The following is a 23,006-nucleotide window of genomic DNA, read 5'->3' as shown; positions in this document are numbered from 1 at the left end:
TTTTTATGGCTGGAATTCAACCAGAAGTGGATTGTGATCAGAGGCTCGGGTCACTAATACCGACGCATCAGCAAGAGTAAGACCACGATAAAAAACAAAATCAAGCGGTCGGCCAAACGCACGGCTACGGTTATCGGCCCGGAATTCAACTTCAGCTAACCCCACAGTTTGGGCAAAGCGCTGTAAGGCATTAACTCGCTGCCGGCTCCACGCATTGAAGTCCCCCGCCAGAATCACCGGGCCGCGATGCATCGCGATTTGTTCCCCAATTGGCTCAAGTTGTTTACTGTAAACATCAACACCAAGGCTGAAATTCACTGCGTGAATGTTTACCACCATCAATAAACGGCCGTCATGGATTGAGTAAACAGTAATTAATGCCGATTTAGACAAACGCAGTAACGGCTCTCTCTCACGCAGGGGGCAACAGTAGACCGGATGGGTGGCTGCAAGCGTCATCACTCCTGAAGGGTGCTGAGGCAGCGCAAAGGCAGGCACCTGATCGGCGGCCTGATAGTGAGACGTAGCAAACCGCACCAGCTCAGGTGTAGTTTGTGCTTCTTGCAGTAGCATCAGTTGAGCATCGCGCCCGAACTCTTTGAGCACTGAGAGCCATTCCGCCCGCTGTTGCTTAAAGATATTCCACACCATCACACGCAGAAATTCAGAAGTTGGCAATGGCGCGCCTGGCGGTAACCCTAGCCCCAGTTGCTTAGCAGAACCTGGGAAAATCTGTTCAACCGGTTGACCTGCAACATATCGCATTGCGTATGTTCGTTTCGGCACTTTGATGGCCTATTCCTTATTCGAAATCACTCTGGCTCGAGAGGTAACAACAGCCGGTAGTTCACTGATTATACGCTCAGATGCTCCCGTCAGTAATTTCTTTTAGTTACGGGATTATGCTGATATTGGGGTATACAAGGAGAGATTCAATCTATGTGATTCATAATGCACTAATAAGCCTTCTATTAACAAAAAAGCCTACAGTCGTAGGCTTCAATGGATACTGTTGAGTTATCTTGCCAGAATTTAGCTGACAGCAACGTGCCGTTGGTGCTTCTTGTCCAGTTTGCCACTCAGTGTCACCAGTAATAGTGCGCCAATAACAATCACGCCACCGATCCAAGGGGTCTGAGCCACCCCAACCCGGATAACGGTCTGCCCGCCGATAATCGATCCTAACGCAATCCCTACATTAAACGCCGCGATATTCAGGCCAGAAGCAACGTCAACGGCATGTGGCGTATATTCTTCCGCTTTCTGCACCACATAAGCCTGTAAACCGGGGACGTTACCAAAGGCAAAAACCCCCATGACCAGCAACGTAATTAATGCCGCAATACTGTGACTGGAGCTGAATTGGAAAACAAACAGTAAGACAGCAAGTACGGTAAAAATAAAGCTCAAAGCAGGTACCGCACCATGGCGATCTGCGAGTTTACCGCCCCAGATATTGCCCATCGCGACCGATACACCATATGCCAGTAAGATCCAACTCACTGCAGCAGGTGAGAATCCAGCCAGCTCTTGCATCACCGGCGCAAGGAAAGTAAACATGGTGAAGAAACCACCGTATCCCAAGGCGGTAATGGCATAAATCAGCAGTAAACGTGGGTGGGTGAGCACCTGTAACTGCTGCTTTATACTGGCTGAAGCCTTATTGGGAATATTACTGGGAACCAAAATGGCACTGGCAATAATGGCAATAACCCCAATCAGTGACACCGCAAGGAAAGTCTCCCTCCAGCCAAAATGCTGGCCAATAAATGTCCCGAGCGGAACCCCGGTGACCAGTGCCACCGTTAAACCGCCAAACATGATAGCAATCGCCGACGCGGCTTTCTCCTTTGGCACCAAACTGGTAGCAATCGTCGAACCAATCGAGAAGAAAACGCCGTGAGCCAGACCGGTGAGTAAACGAGCAATAACCAAAGTCTCATAACCGGGGGATTGCCAGGCTAATAAGTTACCTAGGGTGAACAAGACCATCAAACCAATCAATAACATTTTACGCGGTATACGCCCGGTTAATGCGGTTAGCACTGGAGCACCAATAGCAACGCCCAATGCATAGATTGAAACTAATAAACCAGCGGACGGCACAGAAACCCCCAGTTGTTCTGCGATGGTCGGAACCAGCCCGACAATCACAAATTCAGTGGTACCAATAGCGAATGCACTGATGGTCAGTGCCAATAATGCAAGCGGCATAATTACTCCAGAAATAGGGGTCAATTTGATAGCGGCTATTATGTCCCTATGGTTAAATAACAAAAATGCTCAAAATATCAAAATATTTTTGCTGGAGTAGCAACAATGAAAGCGCATTCAGATGAACTGATTACTTTTGTTACCGTGGTGGAATGTGGCAGTTTTAGCCGTGCGGCAGAGCAACTGGATCAAGCTAATTCAGTGGTCAGCCGCACAGTAAAAAAACTCGAAGGCAAGCTGGGGGTGACGCTGCTAAATCGTACAACCCGGCAAATCAGCCTGACGCAAGAAGGCGAACACTATTTTCGGCGAGTGCAAAATATTCTGCGTGAAATGGCCACGGCGGAAAACGAGATACTCGATAATCAGTTAAATCCCAAAGGATTGCTGCGTATTGATGCTTCGACTCCAGTGGTGTTGCACATTCTGGCTCCGCTGATGGCGGAGTTTCGTCAGCGTTATCCATTGGTGACATTATCACTGGTTTCGTCGGAGACCTTTATTAACCTGATTGAGCGAAAAGTTGATATTGCCATCAGGGTGGGCACGTTACAGGACTCCACCTTACGTGCCAGAAAGCTGATGACCAGTTACCGCCATATTCTGGCCTCACCGGCCTACCTGGAGCAGCATGGCACACCGCAAACGGTGGCGGATTTACAGCATCATTTATGTCTGGGGTTCAATGATTTACCAGTGTTAAATCGTTGGCCGCTCGCAGGTGCAGATGGGCAACTTTATGAAATAAATTCAGATTTAACGTCAAATAATGGGGAGACGCAACGCCGCCTTTGCCTTGAGGGGAATGGCATTGCTTGCTTATCCGATTTCATGATCAGGCGCGATCTACAACGTGGGGACTTAGTGCCGCTACTGGTGGAACATACTCTGCCCGTTGTTATGCCTATTAATGCGGTGTATTACAGTGATCAGGCTGTCAGTAACCGGCTGCGTTGTTTTATTGATTTTATCAATGAACGCCTGACACAAATGTTCCCTGCCAAATAATCCCCTACTTTTTGAAGCCAGTCACAGAGGTAGATGGCTCAGATGAAGGATTAAACCACGCTTAATCCCATCCTGGTGCCGAGCCTTCAGGGCTGGCTCATCGCTCACCGCGATCCAGCGACGCTTGAGTGCCATATCGTCAGCACTCAAGCGTAATTCCTGCGCTAACATGTTACGGGCCAGATTAGCAGCGTTGGTCAATAAGGAAACCAATGGCGGTTACGGCCAGCGGCGGATCACCAATGAGGTGTTAATACCGCCAAACGCAAAGTTATTTGTTTGGAAGAATTCGGTATCAATATAACGCCCCTCGCCCATCAGGTAATCCAGGTCACCACAGGCGGGATCAGGGTCAGTAAGATTAATGGTTGGTGCGAAACGCCCGGCCCGCATCATCTCCAGACTCATCCAGGCTTCAAGAGCACCGCAAGCCCCTAAGGTATGACCAAAATAACTTTTCAAAGAGGAAATTGGGGTCCGGTTACCAAAAACAGCCGCGGTAGCCTGACTCTCGGCAATATCCCCGCGTTCAGTTGCGGTACCATGAGCACTGATATAGCCAATATCAGCGGCAGCCAGGCCCGCGCTTAGTAACGCCTTTTCAATGCAGATTTGCATGGTCTCTTTTTGCGGTTGAGTAATATGGCTGGCATCGCAATTAGTATAAAAACCGATGATTTCACCATAAATAGTGGCACCACGTGCTTTGGCGTGATCGAGTTCTTCCAAAATCAACGTACCCGCCCCTTCACCAATGACCAAACCATCGCGTTGGCGATCAAATGGCCTTGGCGATAATTTTGGTGAATCATTTAGCTGGCTGGTGGCAAACAAGGTATCAAACACTGCCGCCTCGGAAGGGCACAGTTCCTCTGCACCACCAGCAACCATCACTTTCTGGTAGCCATGACGGATTGCTTCATAGGCATAGCCAATTGCCTGACTACCTGACGTACAAGCACTTGAGGTAGGAATAACCCGCCCGCGTAAACCAAAAAATAACCCGGTATTCACCGCTGCCGTATGCGGCATCATTTGCACATAGGTCGTGCCGGTAATATTGTTGGTGTGTTTTTCGGTTAACATCGTGGCAAATTCACTCACCGGCTTAGTGCTACCGGTAGAAGAGCCATAGGCAATCCCAGTATCCCCATTGGTAAGTACATCTTCCCCCATCAGACCCGCTTGCTCTAGCGCCAGCTCAGTGGCTCTGGTGGCCAACAAGGATACCCGCCCCATCGAGCGAATTCGTTTACGGGTGTAATGTGCAGGCACCACAAAATCATCAATCGGCGCACCTAAATGGGTATTCAGCCCCTGATACTCTTCCCACTGCGGCATATATTGCACCGCATTTTGACCGGCATAAATACGTGCTGAAATATCCACCCAGTTATTGCCAAAGGCGGTGACTCCACTCATTCCGGTAATCACAACTCTATTGGTGGCAACCATCCTGCTGCTCATACCATTCCTCCATTAATTGAGATCACCTGACGCGTGACATAACCGGCAATATCTGACATCAGGTAACTGGCTAACCCAGCCACCTCTTCGGCCTCTCCCATTCGTTTAAGTGGGATCATCCGCATGGCTTCTTGCAGCGCGATAGGCTCCATATTGATCATGCCAGTATCAATCAACCCAGGTGCAATACAATTCACGGTAATCTTGCGTTTAGCCAACTCCAGCGCCAGAGCCTTACAAGCCCCGATAACCCCTGCTTTAGCCGCACTGTAATTCACCTGACCACGATTTCCCACCACACCAGAGACCGAAGAAAGTGCGATAATGCGCCCGCCGTTACGTAAACCAATCATCGGCATTACGCAGGGGTGCAACACATTATAGAAACTGTCCAGATTAGTATGAATGACGCCATCCCAATCCTCTTGCGTCAATGCTGGGAATGCGCCATCACGTGTGATACCGGCATTATTCACCACGCCGTAGTAGGCACCATGAGTGGCGATATCCTGCTCGAGTACCTCTTTACACTGCGGCCTGTCGCTGATATCAAAACAAATCAAGCGCCCTTCACCACCCGCCTCAATAATCTGAGCCAGTGTCGCTTCACCGCCAGCAAGATCTTGGTGATAATGCACAACCACTAAAAAACCATCCGCAGCCAGACGGCGTGCGATAGCTCGCCCTATCCCTTTGCTGGCCCCGGTGACTAAAATAGAACGCTTCATGCGCCTTTCCCCAATGTAAGTTTTTTTATTTCTTCGGCATCTGGTTGATAAGTATTTAACCGACCACGAGCAACCTGCTTTCCTGCCATGTTGATACAGCACTCGAAACTGCCAATTTTTTCATCTTGCAGGATTAACTGGACGCAAACCTGAAGCTTGCTACCCGCTGGAAATACCGGTAATTCACAACTGATAGCTCGCCCACCAAGTAGCATCCCTATCGTGGGGGGTATCGCTTGTGCCAAGCCATGCCAGCCACGCCACACGCCGATAGTTTGTGCCATTAATTCGATAGCAAACCAGTTGGGGAGGCAGCCCTGAGCATCGAGGAAAGGCGCAAGCACCCCATCCTTACTCAGCGTGACGCTGCATTCAGCCCCGTCCTCCCCTACGCTATGGACGTCATCCAGCATCACCATTGGTGATTGATGCGGTAGGTAATGTTCAGCGGAATACGCCATCAGCCGGCTCCTAATATCACACAAGCGTTGTTGCCACCAAAAGCGAATGAGTTCGACAAAATAACCGGGGTTTTAAGTACTTCCGGTTTGGTGACCAAATTAATCTCGGCCAAAGTTGCATCCCAAGCACTATGAGAAAAATCTTGTACTGGTGAGGGTAAAGTCCGGCTCAACATCAGCCAGCTAAGCGCTGCCTCTGTGGCCCCAGCAGCCCCCAACGTATGCCCGGTAAGATGTTTAGTTGAACTGCAAGGTGTCTGATGACCAAAGACTCTATTCACAACCAGCGCTTCTATCTGATCATTTAACCGCGTCGCCGTGCCATGCAGATTGATATAGCCCACATCAGCGGGTTGCAATCCTGCCTGACGTAACGCCATCCTGATAGCTTGTTCCGCCCCATGCCCTTCAGGATGCGGGGCGGACATATGCCAGGCATCGGAAGACTCCCCCACGCCGAGTAGTGCTACAGGTGAAGGCTCGCGTGACAATAAAATCAACGCTGCGGCCTCCCCCACGTTGATCCCTTTGCGCCCGGCGGCAAAAGGGGTACAACGCTCAGCCGAGAGTGACTCCAGACTATTAAAACCATTGATTGGCATACGGCACAAACTGTCAGCGCCACCGACTATCGCCGCATCGACCATTCCAGACTCGATCAAACGCTTACCGCTGATAATCGCCCGTACACTGGAAGAACAAGCCGTGGACACGGTATAACTTGGGCCATTCAGCCCCAAATAACGGGAGAGGAAGATGCTAGGATCACCTAACTCCTGCTGTTGATAGTGATACTCTGGCGGAAACTGCCCGGCAACATCACCAGAACCGGGCATATATTCTCTAACTGCCCGCTCCCCCTCAAAAATACCTGAGGTGCTGGTTCCCATAATCACAGCAACCCGTGATGCGCCATAGCGAAGGATGCATGCGGAAACCTCAGGTTGAATCTGCGACAATGCCGCTAACAACAGGCGATTATTCCGGCTATTGTGCTGCAAAAGTGGCTCGGGCAAGGCCGGTAATTCAGTATTCACCGCCCCCAGCCAGATAGGCGAATCACCCAAGAGCCACCCTTGCTGGGGTGCCATGCCGGGGGCCAGCCCGGCACGAAGGCTCGCACTCACCTCAGACAGTGAGCTACCTAACGCATTAACCATGCCAACTGCAGAGAAATAGACCATCGCAATTAGTCCTCCACATTCTGGATAGTAATACGGTAGTGAAAGACAAATTGCTCAATAGTAATTGGTTTACGGGTACTACCTGATATCTGGTAGCTAATCTCCGTCACTATTTGGTTTTTATCATCATAGAGTCTGCGTTTATCCCCTTCATCTACCAGCCGCCAATTTTCGGGTAATAACGGACGCCATGACGTGATGGGCCAATAACTCAACATAATATCGGCAAGAACCTGATTTGCTGGAGGTAATCCAACAATTTTCATAGTTTGTTCTAAATGAATACCTTGCTGGTCATAGGAAACCTTGAATAAGCGGATGCCAAGCGGCGACAGCCCAACCAAGGTTAAGCGCTGCCCATCAGCCTGAAGTAGCACTAATAATGATTGTTGCTTCCCCTGTGCTGTTGCGGTCAGTAATTGCTGCTGATTGATAGGTTGTGCCAAGACTGGTTGCGGCAAAGCGACCCGCACTCCAGGCTTAAGCCAGGCTTTAGGCTGCGTTTGGTCCGGCGAACTGGCGCACCCTACCATCAATAAGGCTAAGACTAGCAATACCCCACAGCGTTTATAATTCACGCACGCTCTCCTTTTGGCTTGGGCAGCGCCAAAGGCGCTAATAAAAAGGCTGTAAATACACCACTGCTCAGCACAATGCCAAAGCTACTAATGGCTTGGGTGTGGCTGAATACCAGCATGCCGAAAGTCAGTTGAGTGGTGAACACGGCCATAAAAATAGCAAACATTGACGTGGCAGGCGTCCCTCGGGGATTGGTAAAGAACAGGGTATAATTGATGCCAATACCCAAAACCAATATTAATGCCAATAACGAGAAGAGATTCAACGAGTGGCCGGTAAGAGCAAGCACCGCAAGCCCCATCCCCAATGAAAGTAACGTCGGCGCCACACAATATAGGCCGCGACGCAGACCTAGGCGCCAGCAATAGACTACAGCGATAGCAACCACGGCAATGAGTAACAACCATGATAGATAGGCGCGGTAAAGGGAAAATAGCGTATTGAATTCTGTTTTTCTGTCAACCCAAGTCACTCCTGGCACGGACTCCGCTAACTGTTGCAGTGCCGCCGGATTACTGACACCGATTACCGGCACCAACATCGCCGTGCGCCCATCAGGTAATGAGAGCCAAAGTAACCGCCAGCCTTCACTGACCACGGAGCCAAGCCATTGATCTGGTGTCACCCATGTCTTCTGGTTGCCTTGTGCTGGCAAGTCTGGCAGAGAAACGCTAATACCAGCCTGTTGCAATTGGTGGATAATGGCTGGCGCGGTTTGCTCAAGTAATGCCAGATTTTGCTGCTGCCGCAATAATGATGGCAACGGCAACACACGATAACTTTCAATCCATCCAGCTTTTTTCGCCTGTGATAGCTGTGGAGAGAACTGCTCCAGACGTTGCAATGCCTGCTCAGCATTATCACCATAAACAACAAACCATTTCTGGTCGCTGTGCTGACCGGTAAGTGCCGCAATGCGCTGTTCCTGTTGCTGGAACTCACGCGGCATCGCCTGCAACTCGCTGATATCGTCATTAATTTGTAATGTAGCTAACCCACTGATAGTCAAAATAATAATCAGGGCGGGCAAGCCTAAACGCAACACTCGGTTGTTTTGCCAACTGTCTAGCCACAGATGAATAAGCCTTATGCGGGGAACCGGGCGCACCGGCAACCGTTTAGCCAGTATCGGATACCAACACATCACCGTAATACAGGCGGCAGTTAGACCTGCGGCCGCAAAAACAGCCAATTGCTGCAACCCAGGGAAAGGTGCAATAAGCAGAATCAGATACGCAATTACGGTGGTGAGTAGCGCCATTGATAGTGCAGGGAAGAGTTTTGCCAAGCTCTCCAATGGAGTCGTTTGACCACCGTGCGCCATGCGGTCTGTCAGGTAATAAAGTGTATAATCCGCTGAAATACCAATGATACTGGCACTCAATACCAGCGTCATTACATGGACTTCGCCAAAGACCAGTAACGTGGCAACCGCCCCAGCCAATGCCCCAATAGTTATTGATAAAAGACATAAGGCGAGTGGCAATAGCGACTTAAACATTATCAATATCAGCAGGAATACACCGGCGACGGAGATCAAACCAATGGTCGAGATATCACTTTCAGCCTGCTGACTCGCGTAGTTACTGTAAAAAAGCGTGCCGCGCTCCAAGACCTCAGTACCGGGCCAACGCTGCTGAAGCTGCTGCTTTAATTCAGCCAATGACTCAACGGTGCTACGGGCGCTGGCCATATCATAAGATGAAGCGCGTAATTCACCGTGAATTAAATACCATTGGCGGCCCTGGCTATCTTTCGCCACCAGCCAGCCCTTATTGATACTTAACGCCCCACTGTTTTGTTGTTGTGCCAATTGAGAGCCACGCACCAACAGCAAGGGATCATACTGCAACTCTTTACCACTCACACCAGCAAATGCCGAATACGCCTGCCCCAGTATCCACTGAGCCTGCGCCTCACCGCCGTGGCTTAATCGCAGGCGGGTAGCTTCATCCAGCAATACATTGCGGTGCTGAAAGAAAAAGGCACCCCACTCCTGTAAACGTTGAGCAGTCATCTCACCACTGACCTGATGCAGCGCGGGCATTTTCTGCAACTGCTGCAACCACCAGTTCACCGGAGCCAATTGGTCTTTTACTGGGCTAACCAGCCACACTAATTGGCGATCAAGGCGCTGATTAAACCCTTCGGTTAATTCGACAGGTACGCCTGCCAACTCCTGCTTGGGCAATAGTGCCAAGACACTGCTATTAATCTGGCTACGAGGGATCAGCCAGAGTAATGTTGCCAGTAATAGCAAACAGATAAATAACCAGCCGATAGCCAGTTTTCGGTGGCAATCAGTGCGCAAAAAGCTGCTGTTCGGCATGGCTCAGTATCTTAGGTTCAGTTAATTGGTTGAAAAACCGGATGTGGGTCCCATCGCCCTGCATATCTTCAATATCGATAGTTTCCAGAAAATATTGACCGTGCAACGTGATGCTTTTAAATAGTTTATCCAATGGCGTCGTTTTCGGAGTGAGCACTAACACCCAGCGATCCTGACCACTATCCGTGAAGGCTAAGGTAAAATTCTGCTCCAAAATCGACGTATCAGCATGAAATAGTGCCGTTAATAAGTGGTTAAATTGGAACATTTGCGGATTGCTGTCAGCAGTAATAACCTGTGCGGGCTGGCCTGCCATGGTTTGTACCATGCGCTTATCGTCGAGTAGCAGTGTCAGAACGAAAGGCTGCTGCTGTGACCACCACAGCCCTTTATCACGTGAAATCAGCAGATTACCACTTGATTTTAAAGGTTTATTCATTCCACTAATACTGCGCTGCTGTTCAAACTCGGCACGCAACACCGGTTGTTCGCTAAATCGCTGTTGTAATGATGCCAGCGTTACCGCATGAGCGCTGAGGCTCAGACAGAGTAAGAGAACGGTGAATATCGATTTCATGAGGCGATACCCATTCTTTCCAGCAGTACCGGTGGTGAAACAAAGCTCATTTCTTTCGTGGATGCTTTAACGGCAACCTGAATGGTGTATCCCGTTGTCATGCGCTTCCCGCTGGTCGCATCATAAATTTGGTAACCGATACGCAAGCGATTCTCATATTCTTCAATAGAGGCACAAATATGAATACGCTGTTCAAATTCGAGCGGGGCAATGTATTTCACTCGCGTATCAACTATTGGCCACACATAGCCTGACGCCTGCATCGCGCGGTAACCATAATCAATTTGGTTCAATAAAGCCTCACGAGCAATTTCAAAATAACGGAAATAATTGCCATGCCACACCACCCCCATAGGGTCAATATCATGAAAAGGGATATTGTGAACTATCCGGGTTGTAAAACGCGGGTCATCGGGTAAATTCATGTCACTGATTTCCTTGGTTTGGCTTTTCATCGTTTAAATGCCAAAAATCATAAAAATTAAACCAATCGAGCGGCGCTAATAAACTGTAATGCTCCAGACGGGCGGCGTAACTATCCACTGTCTGTTGCAATGCCGACTGACGATTTGCTCGCGGTAATATCAATGGATCGGCGAAAGGCTCAAAATAAACATGTAATCGGGCAGCAGATGTGGGATCAATAACACCTGATGGTGCAGCCAGCCGCTCTTGCCCGCCGAGTTTTAAACCAAACATCAAAAACACCGGGCAACGCAATGCCGCAGCTAACGCAAACGGCCCAACAGGGAAAGGTGCGGGGTGGCCTAAGAAGGTGCTCCAAATGACTCTTGGTTGGTTATCTCGTTGATAAGGGCTGACGGAAGTTCTGTCACCGACAATCGCGACCCACTCCCCTTCATCCAGCTTCTGGCGTAATAAAATAGCCGTATCAGGCCCAATCGAGGTTACCTGGATAAGGTTAATCAGTGCGTGTGGGTTAATCTCCTGCATGACCTGATTAAAACGGGCGGCATGATGGGTAAAGACTAATGCATTAACTTTTACACCAACAGATAGCTCAGCCAAAGCACGACAAGATTCAATATCACCTAAATGCGATGCCAGAATTAGCGCCCCCTGACGGCTGGCGATCTGTGCTTCACAGCGCTCACGCCCAACCAAAGCCACATCTTTGCCCATCACTAAATCCCCTTGCCAGCTCGCCAGTTTATCGAGCATAGACTCACCAAACCGCATGAAATGACGGAAGCTATTTAAAGATGCCGGTAAGGGGTGATTTTGCTGTTTGGCGAAAGCCGTAAGACGTTGTAAATAATGGTTTGACGCCTGGCGCTGACGATGGCCGGTAAGCCAAAAATAGCCAATAACAGGGTATAACAACAGATTAAAAGCCGTGCGACCCAGAATTTTGTAACTGCGCAGCATCAAGCGCATCCCCCACAAACCACTGCGTTCTTTCGTTTGGGACCAATGGTGCTCGGGCTTTTGCATATTACGCTTTAGCAACGCAGGAATACGCGGCAACATGCCAAAAAATAGCCGGGTATGCATCCACGAAATACGTAAGTTGTCATGCAGCGCATCAAAATGTGAAATACCTTCTGCGGGATAAGTGACCTTTGTTGGCAAGAACCGGCTCTCAGTCCCCTGCCAATATAATCTCACCATCACCTCAGTATCAAAATCCATTCGCACCCCCAATGGGTGCCGGGCAGCCAAAGCCTGTGTTTCAGCAATCGGATAAACGCGAAAACCACACATACTGTCTTTCAGCGATAGCGATAAGGTTTCGATCCATACCCAGAAGTGAGTGATATAGCGGCCATAAAGCCGTGCCTTCGGTACAGACTCATCGTAAACCGGTCGCCCTGAAATTAGATGATGGGGGTATTTTTCCGCCTCGGCCAACATTATTGGAATATCAGATAATTGGTGCTGGCCATCAGCATCGACTTGCAAAGCATGGCTGTAACCCTGCTTTTGTGCCACAGTCAGTCCATTCAGAACAGCATGCCCCTTCCCCCGATTTTCGGGTTGTGTTATTAGCAGTACCCACGGGTATTTCGCCGCCAAGCGTGTTAGCTCATTGGCAGTATCAACATCACTGCCATCATCAATTATCAGACACGGCAATTGATACGCAGCCAACTGAGATAACACACTCGCCATGGTCTCACCATGATTGAAACAAGGGATAACCACGCACGGCGCGAAAGACGTTACTGACATAGGGATATTTTCCCACTGCTGGCAGTTATTTCGCCTTGGACAAGGTACTTAAACATCAGCTTATGATTTGTTCGTTCCCAATTGAGTTCGAGAGTGACTTCATCGTCAGGCATCAGTGGCCGCTGGAATTTTACGACATCAATGCTTCTCACGACCGGCAACTGACCCAGTAACTGATTGGCGTAGTGCATAACCCAATTAATTTGTGCGACGCCGGGCAATATTGGACAGGTGGGGAAATGACCACTAAACCACAGTAAATCAGCAGGTAATAAGAGATCAATGCTGGCAAAGTGATCACCTGTTATTTGCTGACTGACAACGACGGGCAACATCATAAGAATAACTCCTGTAAGCGGGCATAATCACGCTTCCCTTGCGGGTTCAGCGGGATAACATCAATCACACGTAAACGACGAGGAAGCGAGACCGGATCAAGCCAGTGACGCAAAGTGCTACGTAAACTTTGCGTTAAAAAACCCAATGATGCGGCTGCCACCTGCTCTTTACCCATGTCCGTTAATACAACAACAGCAGCAATGTTTACTCTTTCGTTGTGGGTTAAGACCAATACCGTCGCATCTGCAATTTCAGGAAGTGATATTAAGCGTTGTTCTATCTCGGTTAGTGAAACACGCTTCTCTTCTATTTTAACTATCCGATCTTGACGCCCCAGCAGATAAAAACTCTGCCGGTTATCAGATAGCTCAATAATATCGCTCATCGGCACACCGGTTGATTCAGGTATCAAGGCAGAATAAACAGTGAAAGTTTTATCGCTGTTGATCTCCAAACTGACACCGGAGAAAAACTGCCATGCTTGTTCAGGTGCTGATTGGTGGCGATAAGCAATAAGACCGGTTTCAGTGGCACCATAAATCTCTGTTGGCAGTATGCCCAGTGTATTTAGGGTAGATTGTGCATCGTGATAACTGAGCGGCCCGCCCGCGGAAAATATCTGTCGACACGAAATCGGCGACAGTTTTGTATCCATACGCTTTAGAAATGCTGGGCTGCTGATAAATATCGGCGAGCAAGATTCAGGTAGTGACTGAAGTTGCTCATGATAACCGATCAATTTAGCCTGAAAGGGAATACCTAGCGAGAGAGGTAAAAAGATACGAAAAGTCAGTCCGTATAAATGTTGATGAGACACCGACGCAACAATTAATGGATTACTCTTTCTATCAAAGCGCTGTCCCCATTGAACAGCCAGCCAATGGCTTTCGGTATCCAAACTCGCAACAGATTTAACGATTGCTTTGGGAGCACCCGTAGAACCCGAGGTGAAAAGGATTAGTGAAGCAGCTGAAGGCCAATCAGGCAGTGGATGATAATCAGCCCCAATAGCGGCATGGCTTGCCACTGTAACGCTCGGGCAGGCAAGATTCAGTAACTGATCCGTCAGCATGCCATCAAACTCATGCAATTGTTCTTTGAGAACGGCCTCACGTGCATGACCGAAAATTACTGGTGTTTTTTGACAATACAGCGTAGCCAGCAGCGCGACAGTAAACCAATAACTATTTTCAAAACAGAGTGCCCAGCGCTGATTGGGTAAAAAATTAATTTTATTAAATAGATAGGTAACATCGCACCTGAATTGACTCAAAGTTATAATCTTGTCGCCGCACATAGCGATAACCAAGTCATCATCCCGAGAATGATCCAACCAATTCGCCATGGGTAGACTCACTGCTGTTGAACCCTTTTTCTGATTATCCATTCCAGACCCATCAAAGAACCAATAAGTAAATAACTCAAACCACCGTTATATAAGGCCCACAAATGCATATTGCCATATAAACAGGTTGCCAGAGCAATGGTGCCATTTACGGCAAAAAAACCGCACCATACCTGAGTCACCTTTCGGGTATAAGCCACCGCTCGAGGAGATAATTCAGGCTCAGACAGCCTCGCTAATCTTTCAATAATGGGTGGGGGGCGAAATAGAGAATAGGAAAACAGCACCAGTAAAATGATGTTTACCACAACAGGATAAAACAACAGCCACTGGGCCTTGCCTAAACCCCAACTTGCCAAAGACAGAATAATGCCAGCTAGCGCGAGTGCTTTGCCTAACCAAAGTTGTTGCTTAATTTTGCTACGCACAGCAAAGAGGCGCAAAGTAAACACCAATAGCAATATCGGTGCTAATACCTGCATTCCCCAACGCGACAAACCGAACCATACCGCCAGTGGGTAGGCTGTAAGGGCAATAACGGTGAAGATTTTGAGCAAAACAGTCAGGCGACCAATGAATAAATTACTCTGATTAGCTGTCACCTGATTTCACCATTTACGACTTGGCATTTAATAAATTGTCGACGGCATCGACAATATCTTGAACCGTTCGAACGGATTTGAACATTTCGGGCATTATTTTTTTACCCGTCACTTTCTGCAAATGTACAACCAGATCGACAGCATCAATACTGTCTAGCTCTAACTCTTCATAGAGCCGTGATTCTGGCTTGATATCAGCTTCATCAATTTCAAAAAGCTTAACCAGAAGAGCTGTAATCTGCTGATAAATTTCTTGTTTTCCCATTATGGTAATATCCTGTTAGTTACGCTGTTCAGAAATAAATTTCGCGAGCGTTTCTACCGAATAAAAGTGCTGACGCATATCTTCACTCTCTGCAGAGAGTACAACGCTATATCGGTTTTTTAGTGCTAATCCAAGTTCTAGCGCATCGATTGAATCTAAGCCTAAACCATCACCAAATAATGCAGCCTGTGAATCAATATCATCCACCGACATACCTTCCAGATTTAGGACATCAATAATTAGCTGTTTAATCTCACTACTCAGTAATTCCATTAACTCTTTCTCTTAGATTCAGGCATTAATGCACAGGTTAAATGTTTAGTAAGTCGTCGCGCAGCAAGTGCTAACGATAAATCGCTATCTTGAATAAAGTCATTACTATTGATTTTATTTTGAACAATAATATTAAATTGAGGTTTTACCGGCGGTATATTATACCATTTGAGTTCTTTCGTCAGCATCGGCGGGTTGCAATCAATATATACTACGCGAATATCACACCCACTATGAAGCGCGATATTCGCCGCACCTCGTTGCAAATTCAGTGCGCAACCTGCGGTTGTCCTGGTTCCTTCAGGAAATATAAGGATACTCCCCCCTCGGCCTAAACGCGCTTTACAGTGTGCTAATAATTTATCTGATTCGGCATTAACCAAGTACCCTGCAGATTTAATCACTCCAGAAACAAATATGTTATTTAACAATGCTTCCTTGACAATACAATCACATCTTGGCATGTGTGCCGCCAGCAGCACATAATCTAATAGGCTAGGATGGTTAGCGACAATCAGACATCCCGAGTCTTCAGAGAACAGTTCGTTATTTTCTATTCGATAATCAAAAACACCCAGAAATTTGGCAATACGCAAGAACAGTTGAAAGCTATAACGGATACTCTGCTGAGTGATCTGGGTACGTACAACTTCAGAGCGAACAATTAAACGGAGGGAGGTAAACCATAAAATAGATAATAACAGCCCACCCAAGCCAAAAAGTGCAAAGCAAAAACCAGTTGCAACCACTCGCCATAAACGATTTAGCAAAGAAGAATGTTGGGTTGCAGCTTGTACTGCAAGAGAACTGTCCATCACTGACTCCATTGCCAATTATTATGCTGACCTTGTATAACGAAGGAACTCTTTTCACTCAACCAATTACGCAGAAAGTTCAGACCCTGAGGCAATTTTGGCTCACTAACATCAACCTTAGAAATACATTCACACTGTAGATCGTCACCAGCGGTTAACAGTAATGCTAAGGCATAGGGCAGCCCTATTGGAGAAGTCTGAGAATGATAAAAATCAGGTATTGCTCCATCGAAATCAACCAATAGCACGCGCTCAGCGCCACCAGCCAGCATTCCCATCGCTTCAACTATGCCTTGTTGAAAACTGTCGATGCCAGCGGCAAGAGATGTCACCGGCATTGTATCGTTTGCCGTAATAGTTAACCATCCTGATGCGGTATTATGCACTGACATGGCAAAATCTGTTGGCGAAATATTCTGCTGCTGATGGAGAGATTGCAATATTTTATAAGTACGCTCTAATTCCCCATGCCGGCTGGTAAATATTGCCATATCAGCCGTTGCACCCTCGAGCAATGAAAGCCCTGCTTCAACAGCCAACCGGCTACCTGTGCTCATTCTTCTAGCGGACATCATAGGGATATGCGCTGACTTGGGTAGATCCCCTTGCCATCTAACCGAATGTTCACCCTCTCGCGCCCAAGCCAGCCAGAGCTCTTGCCCCCCCATACCAGGAGCTAAAGCACACCAGTTCAATATATTCAATGAATGAGTCACGATATCAGAACTTCCCAGACAGCAAAACGAGATAATTTATTCTATTTTTTGGTAAAAAGCATTTAAAAACTTTATTCATTATTCTTTGGTTTAATTATCGGCTATTCATATGGCGCTCATTTGAAAAGAAATAAGGAAAATATCTTATTTATCGGCATAAATTCCATCTTCTTTAGATAAATAATTAATTAAATCTAATTTAATTTAAAAATAAAGCACGAAACAACATAAAACATAAATTTTACATTTAGTTAAAACAAAATAAACATAAGAATATTTGTGTATTAGAATCAGTCAGAGTATTTTATCTTGGCTATTTAGCATTCTTTCGTTACGCCTCCTATGGCTAACATGAAAATTATTAATTAATTGGATCATCATGAAACTATTAAAAACACTCTTAGTCGGGTTGGTATCTATCGTATTTATTACTGGATGTGCAGGTACGATACCTATCCAAAACGTTAGCCAAACAGTAATCGGTAGTCACACAACCGCAGAAGTACAAAAAGCGATTCTGGCAGGTGGGATAAACCGTGGTTGGGTAATGATACCTGCCGCTGAAGGCGTGATTAATGGGAAGCTAATAAATCGCGACCATACAGTTGAAATTCAAATTAATTACAATGCTAATAATTACCAAATAAAATACATTGGCAGTACTAATATGGATGCCAAAAATGGAAAGATACACTCAAAATATAATCGCTGGATCGCTAACTTGAATAAAGATATCCAGATTCAACTAAATCGCCTGTCAATATAAAACCATATATAACAAATAGTTATCTAAAATCCATGCTCACCATTCAAGCTGGATCATGCTAAATGGTGAGCTATTACCTGAATTACGAGGACGTAAGCTTGCGCTACGGATATGACAAAGACCAAATCAGTGCTTTGGCGGCAATAACTGAAGCTCAGAAAATAGCTTTTGCCCCTATGCTATTTCAAGCTGCGCTTAACCTGAGAGAATCAGGAATTCTAGCCGCATTAGATGAATCAGGTAAAAATGGTATTACTCTTGATGAGCTTCAGTCGTATTGCCCACTAAGTCGATATGCAATCAGTATCCTGCTAGATATGGGGCTTAGTGGTAATATTCTCTACCAGCAGGAAAACCGATTTTATCTGGGTAAAGTTGGTCACTACTTATTGCATGACCAAATGACCCGCGTAAATATGGACTTCACACAGGACGTTTGTTATCAGGGGTTATTCAACCTAAAAGAAGCACTAGAGACAGGAAAGCCTGCCGGATTATCCGTATTTGGTGAGTGGCCAACTATTTACCCTGCCCTGAGTGAGTTGCCAACTGCCGCACGTGAAAGTTGGTTCGCCTTTGATCATTTTTATTCCGACAACGCTTTTCAGCTTGCACTAAAAGTTATTTTTGATCTTGAACCAAAACATATCTATGACATTGGAGCCAATACCGGTAAGTGGGCTTTACAATGTGCTGCCTATAACCCTGACGTGAGAATAACATTGCTGGATTTACCGCAACAATTAGTTCTCGCCAACGAGAACGTCAAAAACAAAGGCTATAGCGAGCGCATCACTACGTATCCGGTGGATCTGTTATTAGCCGATAGTTTGCCAGCAGAAGCCGACGTTTGGTGGATGAGCCAATTCCTAGACTGCTTTAGTGAAGAAAGAATCATCCATATTCTTAAGCTTATTCATCGTGCAATGAAACCTGATAGCTACGTATGTATCATGGAGATATTTTGGGATAGGCAACAATTTGAGGCTGGTGCATTCAGTTTGAATGCCTCATCTCTTTATTTTACATGTATGGCTAACGGTAATAGCCGTTTTTATCATTCAGATACTTTTTACCAGTGTTTATCTGCTGCTGGATTCTATGTTGAGAAAGATATTGATGGCCTTGGTATTGGGCATACATTATTAATTTGCCGTAAAGAGCCCGTATAACATTATGCCCTCTATCGGAGGGCTTACCTCCATGAAAAGTTAATATCCCCTCATTCCATTCCTATAGTGCACCCAAGCCACTCTTATCCATACAATTATATTTATACATGTGGTAAATAACCCATTAAATTAAAATCATAAATAACACGGAGAGCCTGATGGTGGAGTAGCAATCTGACAATAAGAGAGTTGTAGTTGGATTTTGCCGCAGGGATATATCTAGCAGATCAATAATATACAAAAATTATAATGCAAAAAACCCTGAATCAGAGATTCAGGGTTTTGCAATAAGTGGCGGAACGGACGGGGCTCGAACCCGCGACCCCCTGCGTGACAGGCAGGTATTCTAACCAACTGAACTACCGCTCCACCGATTCTTTTACGTGTATCTTCCCGATACTTACCCTTACAGGGCCAGCGCTCCGCGCTGTGCAAAACCGCTCTACGCGATTTTGTCAGTTACCAGATGTCACTCTGATAACTCGTGTTTGATGCCTGGCAGTGTCCTACTCTCGCATGGGGAGACCCCACACTACCATCGGCGCTACGGCGTTTCACTTCTGAGTTCGGCATGGGATCAGGTGGGACCACCGCGCTAAGGCCGCCAGGCAAATTCTGTCTAAACTAACCCGCTATGCAATTCTTCACACAGCCAGCCAGCCCAATCTCGGAACATTCGCTGAAAATATCATTCTCTCTCAAACACAAAACACCTTTGGTGTTGTAAGGTTAAGCCTCACGGATCATTAGTACTGGTTAGCTCAATACATCGCTGCACTTACACACCCAGCCTATCAACGTCATAGTCTTTAACGTTCCTTCAGGGGGCTTAAAGCCCCAGGGAAGACTCATCTCGAGGCAAGTTTCCCGCTTAGATGCTTTCAGCGGTTATCTCTTCCGAATTTAGCTACCGGGCAATGCCATTGGCATGACAACCCGAACACCAGTGATTCGTCCACTCCGGTCCTCTCGTACTAGGAGCAGCCCCTCTCAATCTTCCAACGCCCACGGCAGATAGGGACCGAACTGTCTCACGACGTTCTAAACCCAGCTCGCGTACCACTTTAAATGGCGAACAGCCATACCCTTGGGACCTACTTCAGCCCCAGGATGTGATGAGCCGACATCGAGGTGCCAAACACCGCCGTCGATATGAACTCTTGGGCGGTATCAGCCTGTTATCCCCGGAGTACCTTTTATCCGTTGAGCGATGGCCCTTCCATTCAGAACCACCGGATCACTAAGACCTACTTTCGTACCTGCTCGAGCCGTCACTCTCGCAGTCAAGCTAGCTTATGCCTTTGCACTAACCTCACGATGTCCGACCGTGATTAGCTAACCTTCGTGCTCCTCCGTTACTCTTTGGGAGGAGACCGCCCCAGTCAAACTACCCACCAGACACTGTCCTCACCCCGGATCACGGGGCCGAGTTAGAACATCAAACATTAAAGGGTGGTATTTCAAGGTTGGCTCCATGCAGACTGGCGTCCACACTTCGATGCCTCCCACCTATCCTACACATCAAGGCTCAATGTTCAGTGTCAAGCTATAGTAAAGGTTCACGGGGTCTTTCCGTCTTGCCGCGGGTACACTGCATCTTCACAGCGAGTTCAATTTCACTGAGTCTCGGGTGGAGACAGCCTGGCCATCATTACGCCATTCGTGCAGGTCGGAACTTACCCGACAAGGAATTTCGCTACCTTAGGACCGTTATAGTTACGGCCGCCGTTTACTGGGGCTTCGATCAAGAGCTTCGCCTTGCGGCTGACCCCATCAATTAACCTTCCAGCACCGGGCAGGCGTCACACCGTATACGTCCACTTTCGTGTTTGCACAGTGCTGTGTTTTTATTAAACAGTTGCAGCCAGCTGGTATCTGCGACTGGCTTCGGCGCCGAGAGCAAGTCTCTTTACCTAATGCCAGCGTGCCTTCTCCCGAAGTTACGGCACCATTTTGCCTAGTTCCTTCACCCGAGTTCTCTCAAGCGCCTGAGTATTCTCTACCTGACCACCTGTGTCGGTTTGGGGTACGATTTAATGTTACCTGATGCTTAGAGGCTTTTCCTGGAAGCTTGGCATCAACTACTTCACCACCGTAGTGGCTCGTCATCACACCTCAGCGTTGATAAGCAACCGGATTTACCAAGTCACTCCGCCTACATGCTTAAACCGGGACAACCGTCGCCCGGCTAGCCTAGCCTTCTCCGTCCCCCCTTCGCAGTAACACCAAGTACAGGAATATTAACCTGTTTCCCATCGACTACGCTTTTCAGCCTCGCCTTAGGGGTCGACTCACCCTGCCCCGATTAACGTTGGACAGGAACCCTTGGTCTTCCGGCGTGCGGGCTTTTCACCCGCATTATCGTTACTTATGTCAGCATTCGCACTTCTGATACCTCCAGCAACCCTCACAGGTCACCTTCAACGGCTTACAGAACGCTCCCCTACCCAACAACGCCTAAGCGTCGCTGCCGCAGCTTCGGTGCATGGTTTAGCCCCGTTACATCTTCCGCGCAGGCCGACTCGACCAGTGAGCTATTACGCTTTCTTTAAATGATGGCTGCTTCTAAGCCAACATCCTGGCTGTCTATGCCTTCCCACATCGTTTCCCACTTAACCATGACTTTGGGACCTTAGCTGGCGGTCTGGGTTGTTTCCCTCTTCACGACGGACGTTAGCACCCGCCGTGTGTCTCCCGTGATAACATTCTTCGGTATTCGGAGTTTGCATCGGTTTGGTAAGCCGGGGTGGCCCCCTAGCCGAAACAGTGCTCTACCCCCGAAGATGAGTTCACGAGGCGCTACCTAAATAGCTTTCGGGGAGAACCAGCTATCTCCCGGTTTGATTGGCCTTTCACCCCCAGCCACAAGTCATCCGCTAATTTTTCAACATTAGTCGGTTCGGTCCTCCAGTTAGTGTTACCCAACCTTCAACCTGCCCATGGCTAGATCACCGGGTTTCGGGTCTATACCTTGCAACTAGACGCCCAGTTAAGACTCGGTTTCCCTACGGCTCCCCTATTCGGTTAACCTTGCTACAAAATATAAGTCGCTGACCCATTATACAAAAGGTACGCAGTCACACCACGAAGGTGCTCCCACTGCTTGTACGTACACGGTTTCAGGTTCTATTTCACTCCCCTCGCCGGGGTTCTTTTCGCCTTTCCCTCACGGTACTGGTTCACTATCGGTCAGTCAGGAGTATTTAGCCTTGGAGGATGGTCCCCCCATATTCAGACAGGATGTCACGTGTCCCGCCCTACTCATCGAGTTCACAGCAAGTGTGCTTTTGTGTACGGGACTATCACCCTGTACCGTGCGACTTTCCAGACGCTTCCACTAGCACACAAACTGATTCAGACTCTGGGCTCTTCCCCGTTCGCTCGCCGCTACTGGGGGAATCTCGGTTGATTTCTTTTCCTCGGGGTACTTAGATGTTTCAGTTCCCCCGGTTCGCCTTGCATGGCTATGTATTCACCATGCAATAGTGCAACGAATTGCACTGGGTTTCCCCATTCGGGTATCGTCGGTTGTAACGCTTCATATCAGCTTACCGACGCTTTTCGCAGATTAGCACGCCCTTCATCGCCTCTGACTGCCTAGGCATCCACCGTGTACGCTTAGTCGCTTAACCTCACAACCCAAAGATGTTTTTTCGTTATTGGTGTGGCTGTGAACACACTCTGCTGTGTTGTGCAGTGCGCGCAATCTTCATGAACGTTGAGTTCACTCCGGTTGCTGTGCGCTGTACGCCTGGCTGAGTGTCTTCTCGCTCACACTGCAACAATGATAAACACATTGGCATTGCGATTATTTGAGAGACTCTAATACAGGTTAATCCTTATCTCAGTCATTCTACGGAGAGATAAGTTTCAGCTGTATTGTTTCAATTTTCAGCTTGTTCCAGATTGTTAAAGAGCAATATCTTAAACACGACTCGTTAAAGTCATCTTTAAGATATTCAGTTGATAATGT

General features: G+C 47.6%; 22 protein-coding genes, 1 tRNA gene and 2 rRNA genes. 3 read left to right on the top strand and 22 right to left on the bottom strand.

Going from position 1 to position 23,006, the window contains the following annotated elements; all coding sequences use genetic code 11:
- Positions 1-3: 3 nt before the first annotated feature.
- Complete coding sequence (locus tag EL015_RS04940; protein WP_071843441.1) at positions 4-786, bottom strand: endonuclease/exonuclease/phosphatase family protein; 783 nt, start codon at positions 784-786, stop codon at positions 4-6.
- 246 nt (positions 787-1,032) lie between these two features.
- Positions 1,033-2,214 (bottom strand): MFS transporter, encoded by a 1,182-nt coding sequence (locus EL015_RS04935; RefSeq protein WP_005190808.1) that lies wholly within the window; start codon positions 2,212-2,214, stop codon positions 1,033-1,035.
- Positions 2,215-2,319: 105 nt separating this feature from the next.
- Here EL015_RS04935 and yafC point away from each other — a divergent pair, with 105 nt between their 5' ends.
- Positions 2,320-3,222, top strand: coding sequence for a DNA-binding transcriptional regulator YafC (gene yafC / locus EL015_RS04930; protein WP_005190811.1), 903 nt, complete (start codon positions 2,320-2,322; stop codon positions 3,220-3,222).
- A gap of 21 nt (positions 3,223-3,243) precedes the next feature.
- Here the strand turns inward: yafC and EL015_RS21785 are convergent, their stop codons facing one another.
- The 17 genes from EL015_RS21785 to EL015_RS04845 are packed head-to-tail and all read right to left on the bottom strand — an operon-like array spanning position 3,244 to position 17,095.
- The gene (locus tag EL015_RS21785; RefSeq protein WP_032907561.1) at positions 3,244-3,423 is read right to left on the bottom strand and encodes a hypothetical protein; all 180 of its coding nucleotides are present in this window, start codon (positions 3,421-3,423) and stop codon (positions 3,244-3,246) included.
- 18 nt (positions 3,424-3,441) lie between these two features.
- The gene (locus tag EL015_RS04920) at positions 3,442-4,677 is read right to left on the bottom strand and encodes a beta-ketoacyl-ACP synthase (protein WP_005190817.1); all 1,236 of its coding nucleotides are present in this window, start codon (positions 4,675-4,677) and stop codon (positions 3,442-3,444) included.
- Between the two features lie 8 nt (positions 4,678-4,685).
- Positions 4,686-5,417: a 3-ketoacyl-ACP reductase FabG2 gene (locus EL015_RS04915; protein WP_032907562.1), complete on the bottom strand. Its 732-nt coding sequence runs from the start codon at positions 5,415-5,417 to the stop codon at positions 4,686-4,688.
- A complete protein-coding gene (locus EL015_RS04910) occupies positions 5,414-5,878 on the bottom strand; it encodes a hotdog family protein (RefSeq protein WP_032907563.1) in 465 nt (154 codons plus the stop codon). Before EL015_RS04910 ends, EL015_RS04915 begins: the two co-directional genes overlap by 4 nt.
- Entirely contained in the window at positions 5,878-7,062 is a 1,185-nt protein-coding gene (locus tag EL015_RS04905; RefSeq protein WP_005190822.1) for a beta-ketoacyl-[acyl-carrier-protein] synthase family protein, read from the bottom strand. Before EL015_RS04905 ends, EL015_RS04910 begins: the two co-directional genes overlap by 1 nt.
- 5 nt (positions 7,063-7,067) lie before the next feature.
- Positions 7,068-7,595 carry a DUF3261 domain-containing protein gene (locus EL015_RS04900; RefSeq protein ID WP_005190824.1) on the bottom strand — a complete coding sequence of 176 codons (528 nt, stop codon included), beginning with the start codon at positions 7,593-7,595 and terminating at the stop codon, positions 7,068-7,070.
- 41 nt (positions 7,596-7,636) lie between these two features.
- Entirely contained in the window at positions 7,637-9,970 is a 2,334-nt protein-coding gene (locus EL015_RS04895; RefSeq protein WP_032907565.1) for an MMPL family transporter, read from the bottom strand.
- Positions 9,942-10,547 (bottom strand): LolA family protein, encoded by a 606-nt coding sequence (locus EL015_RS04890; protein ID WP_032907566.1) that lies wholly within the window; start codon positions 10,545-10,547, stop codon positions 9,942-9,944. Before EL015_RS04890 ends, EL015_RS04895 begins: the two co-directional genes overlap by 29 nt.
- Positions 10,544-10,972 carry an acyl-CoA thioesterase gene (locus EL015_RS04885; protein WP_005190831.1) on the bottom strand — a complete coding sequence of 143 codons (429 nt, stop codon included), beginning with the start codon at positions 10,970-10,972 and terminating at the stop codon, positions 10,544-10,546. Before EL015_RS04885 ends, EL015_RS04890 begins: the two co-directional genes overlap by 4 nt.
- A 1-nt stretch (position 10,973) precedes the next feature.
- The gene (locus EL015_RS04880) at positions 10,974-12,740 is read right to left on the bottom strand and encodes a glycosyltransferase family 2 protein (protein WP_032907567.1); all 1,767 of its coding nucleotides are present in this window, start codon (positions 12,738-12,740) and stop codon (positions 10,974-10,976) included.
- A complete protein-coding gene (locus tag EL015_RS04875; protein WP_032907568.1) occupies positions 12,731-13,078 on the bottom strand; it encodes an ApeI family dehydratase in 348 nt (115 codons plus the stop codon). The genes EL015_RS04880 and EL015_RS04875 overlap by 10 nt, the downstream gene beginning before the upstream one ends.
- Positions 13,075-14,424, bottom strand: coding sequence for an AMP-binding protein (locus EL015_RS04870; protein ID WP_005190840.1), 1,350 nt, complete (start codon positions 14,422-14,424; stop codon positions 13,075-13,077). The genes EL015_RS04875 and EL015_RS04870 overlap by 4 nt, the downstream gene beginning before the upstream one ends.
- Before the next feature lie 8 nt (positions 14,425-14,432).
- The gene (locus tag EL015_RS04865; RefSeq protein WP_005190845.1) at positions 14,433-15,026 is read right to left on the bottom strand and encodes a COG4648 family protein; all 594 of its coding nucleotides are present in this window, start codon (positions 15,024-15,026) and stop codon (positions 14,433-14,435) included.
- A 13-nt stretch (positions 15,027-15,039) separates the two neighbouring features.
- Positions 15,040-15,291, bottom strand: a complete 252-nt coding sequence (locus EL015_RS04860; protein ID WP_005190847.1) for an acyl carrier protein — start codon at positions 15,289-15,291, stop codon at positions 15,040-15,042.
- Between the two features lie 15 nt (positions 15,292-15,306).
- Positions 15,307-15,564 carry a phosphopantetheine-binding protein gene (locus tag EL015_RS04855; protein WP_032907570.1) on the bottom strand — a complete coding sequence of 86 codons (258 nt, stop codon included), beginning with the start codon at positions 15,562-15,564 and terminating at the stop codon, positions 15,307-15,309.
- Entirely contained in the window at positions 15,564-16,379 is an 816-nt protein-coding gene (locus EL015_RS04850; protein ID WP_005190850.1) for a lysophospholipid acyltransferase family protein, read from the bottom strand. Before EL015_RS04850 ends, EL015_RS04855 begins: the two co-directional genes overlap by 1 nt.
- A complete protein-coding gene (locus EL015_RS04845) occupies positions 16,379-17,095 on the bottom strand; it encodes a beta-ketoacyl synthase chain length factor (protein ID WP_032907571.1) in 717 nt (238 codons plus the stop codon). The genes EL015_RS04850 and EL015_RS04845 overlap by 1 nt, the downstream gene beginning before the upstream one ends.
- A 379-nt stretch (positions 17,096-17,474) precedes the next feature.
- Here EL015_RS04845 and EL015_RS04840 point away from each other — a divergent pair, with 379 nt between their 5' ends.
- A complete protein-coding gene (locus EL015_RS04840) occupies positions 17,475-17,861 on the top strand; it encodes a hypothetical protein (protein ID WP_005190853.1) in 387 nt (128 codons plus the stop codon).
- Between the two features lie 62 nt (positions 17,862-17,923).
- Positions 17,924-19,033: a methyltransferase gene (locus tag EL015_RS04835; protein ID WP_042568477.1), complete on the top strand. Its 1,110-nt coding sequence runs from the start codon at positions 17,924-17,926 to the stop codon at positions 19,031-19,033.
- A gap of 292 nt (positions 19,034-19,325) precedes the next feature.
- On the opposite strand, the gene EL015_RS04830 is transcribed toward EL015_RS04835, so the two are convergent.
- The 3 genes from EL015_RS04830 to EL015_RS04820 all read right to left on the bottom strand — a co-directional run bounded on the left by EL015_RS04830 (position 19,326) and on the right by EL015_RS04820 (position 22,665).
- Positions 19,326-19,402: transfer RNA gene (locus EL015_RS04830), tRNA-Asp, on the bottom strand.
- Positions 19,403-19,526: 124 nt separating this feature from the next.
- Positions 19,527-19,642, bottom strand: a 5S ribosomal RNA gene (rrf, locus tag EL015_RS04825).
- Positions 19,643-19,758: 116 nt separating this feature from the next.
- A 23S ribosomal RNA gene (locus EL015_RS04820) occupies positions 19,759-22,665 on the bottom strand.
- Between the last annotated feature and the right edge of the window lie 341 nt (positions 22,666-23,006).

The sequence above is a fragment of the Yersinia intermedia genome (assembly GCF_900635455.1).
In the GTDB taxonomy this organism is placed as follows: Bacteria; Pseudomonadota; Gammaproteobacteria; order Enterobacterales; family Enterobacteriaceae; genus Yersinia; species Yersinia intermedia.
The sequence above is the reverse complement of the archived record's forward strand: the minus strand, read 5'-3'. Positions and strand labels throughout refer to the sequence as shown.

What these genes read in the sequence shown, in the direction of transcription:
- EL015_RS04935 (WP_005190808.1), bottom strand. Translation starts at nt 2,214, where the DNA reads ATGCCGCTTGCATTATTGGCACTGACCATCAGTGCATTCGCTATTGGT.
- yafC (WP_005190811.1), top strand. Translation starts at nt 2,320, where the DNA reads ATGAAAGCGCATTCAGATGAACTGATTACTTTTGTTACCGTGGTGGAA.
- EL015_RS04920 (WP_005190817.1), bottom strand. Translation starts at nt 4,677, where the DNA reads ATGGTTGCCACCAATAGAGTTGTGATTACCGGAATGAGTGGAGTCACC.
- EL015_RS04915 (WP_032907562.1), bottom strand. Translation starts at nt 5,417, where the DNA reads ATGAAGCGTTCTATTTTAGTCACCGGGGCCAGCAAAGGGATAGGGCGA.
- EL015_RS04910 (WP_032907563.1), bottom strand. Translation starts at nt 5,878, where the DNA reads ATGGCGTATTCCGCTGAACATTACCTACCGCATCAATCACCAATGGTG.
- EL015_RS04905 (WP_005190822.1), bottom strand. Translation starts at nt 7,062, where the DNA reads ATGGTCTATTTCTCTGCAGTTGGCATGGTTAATGCGTTAGGTAGCTCA.
- EL015_RS04900 (WP_005190824.1), bottom strand. Translation starts at nt 7,595, where the DNA reads ATGGTAGGGTGCGCCAGTTCGCCGGACCAAACGCAGCCTAAAGCCTGG.
- EL015_RS04895 (WP_032907565.1), bottom strand. Translation starts at nt 9,970, where the DNA reads ATGCCGAACAGCAGCTTTTTGCGCACTGATTGCCACCGAAAACTGGCT.
- EL015_RS04890 (WP_032907566.1), bottom strand. Translation starts at nt 10,547, where the DNA reads ATGAAATCGATATTCACCGTTCTCTTACTCTGTCTGAGCCTCAGCGCT.
- EL015_RS04885 (WP_005190831.1), bottom strand. Translation starts at nt 10,972, where the DNA reads ATGAATTTACCCGATGACCCGCGTTTTACAACCCGGATAGTTCACAAT.
- EL015_RS04880 (WP_032907567.1), bottom strand. Translation starts at nt 12,740, where the DNA reads ATGTCAGTAACGTCTTTCGCGCCGTGCGTGGTTATCCCTTGTTTCAAT.
- EL015_RS04875 (WP_032907568.1), bottom strand. Translation starts at nt 13,078, where the DNA reads ATGATGTTGCCCGTCGTTGTCAGTCAGCAAATAACAGGTGATCACTTT.
- EL015_RS04870 (WP_005190840.1), bottom strand. Translation starts at nt 14,424, where the DNA reads ATGGCGAATTGGTTGGATCATTCTCGGGATGATGACTTGGTTATCGCT.
- EL015_RS04860 (WP_005190847.1), bottom strand. Translation starts at nt 15,291, where the DNA reads ATGGGAAAACAAGAAATTTATCAGCAGATTACAGCTCTTCTGGTTAAG.
- EL015_RS04855 (WP_032907570.1), bottom strand. Translation starts at nt 15,564, where the DNA reads ATGGAATTACTGAGTAGTGAGATTAAACAGCTAATTATTGATGTCCTA.
- EL015_RS04850 (WP_005190850.1), bottom strand. Translation starts at nt 16,379, where the DNA reads ATGGACAGTTCTCTTGCAGTACAAGCTGCAACCCAACATTCTTCTTTG.
- EL015_RS04840 (WP_005190853.1), top strand. Translation starts at nt 17,475, where the DNA reads ATGAAACTATTAAAAACACTCTTAGTCGGGTTGGTATCTATCGTATTT.
- EL015_RS04835 (WP_042568477.1), top strand. Translation starts at nt 17,924, where the DNA reads ATGGTGAGCTATTACCTGAATTACGAGGACGTAAGCTTGCGCTACGGA.